The following is a 1,077-nucleotide window of genomic DNA, read 5'->3' on the forward strand; positions in this document are numbered from 1 at the left end:
CTAGGTCGTGTTTTGAAAGTCGGTCAGCGTAGCCACTGGTTGATGGCCGCGATGTGGATCGTGGCGAGGTAGCGGACGGCGAGTTTGTCGAATCTGGTCGCGACGGCGCGGTGGTGTTTGAGCTGATTGATCCCGCGTTCGACGGTGTTGCGGCCCCGGTAGATGTCGGGGTCGAACGTGGGTGGCCGCCCACCCCGAGGGCCTCGGTTCCTGCGGTGTCGGGCCTGATTATCGGGGATCGCGATGGTGGCCTTGATACCGCGCCGCCGTAGATATTCACGGTTGGCGCGCGAGGAGTACGCCTTGTCCGCGAGCACTCGCTCTGGCCGCACTCGTGGCCTGCCCAGCCCGCGCCGGGGCACCCGGATCGCCTCCAGCACCGCGACGAACTGTGGACTGTCACCGCTTTGACCGGGTGTGAGCAGCAACGACAACGGACGCATGCCCTGCTCGCACGCCAGGTGCAGTTTGGTCGTCCAACCACCACGCGACCGACCCAACCCGTGGTCTCGTGGCTCGGTGTCACACCCGCCGGGTGGCTCCCGCTGTTGCTGCCCGTCACGGCGGGCACCGGCAGCGTGTTGATGGGCGCGCATGATCGTGGAGTCCACACCGACCTGCCAGCCGATCATGCCCGCGGCGTCAGCGAAGGCTTGTAGCGCTTTGAGGATGAAGGCCCAGTTCCCGACACGCTGCCAGCGCCGGAACAGTCCGTAGACCGTCTGCCAGGGCCCGTACTGCGGTGGCAGATCCCGCCACGGCACACCCGCCCGGGTCCGCCACCGGATCCCGTCGATGAGTTGTCGTTTGCTCCATTTCGGCGGTCGACCCGCCTTCTTGCCACGAGGCAGCAACGGTTCCAGCCGCGCCCACTGGGCATCGGTCAGATCCGCCCGCCCCGCGACCGATACGCTGATCACGAGGTCTCCGGTACTTCAGGTTTTGCTTGGTCGCTGAACCTTCTACCGGAGACCTCACCTACTTCAGGTCACTGACACGCACACCCGCACAACATCTTTCAACACCCCGCCCGACAGCCCGGCACCATCACCTCACCACTTTCAAAACACGCCCTAG

General features: G+C 65.5%; 1 protein-coding gene. It reads right to left on the minus strand.

All coding sequences use genetic code 11. From position 1 onward, the window contains the following. Positions 1-23: 23 nt before the first annotated feature. Entirely contained in the window at positions 24-920 is an 897-nt protein-coding gene (locus DAT37_RS12460; protein WP_109524928.1) for an IS5 family transposase, read from the minus strand. Between the last annotated feature and the right edge of the window lie 157 nt (positions 921-1,077).

The organism is Nocardia aurea, assembly GCF_003123685.1.
In the GTDB taxonomy this organism is placed as follows: domain Bacteria; phylum Actinomycetota; class Actinomycetes; order Mycobacteriales; family Mycobacteriaceae; genus Nocardia; species Nocardia aurea.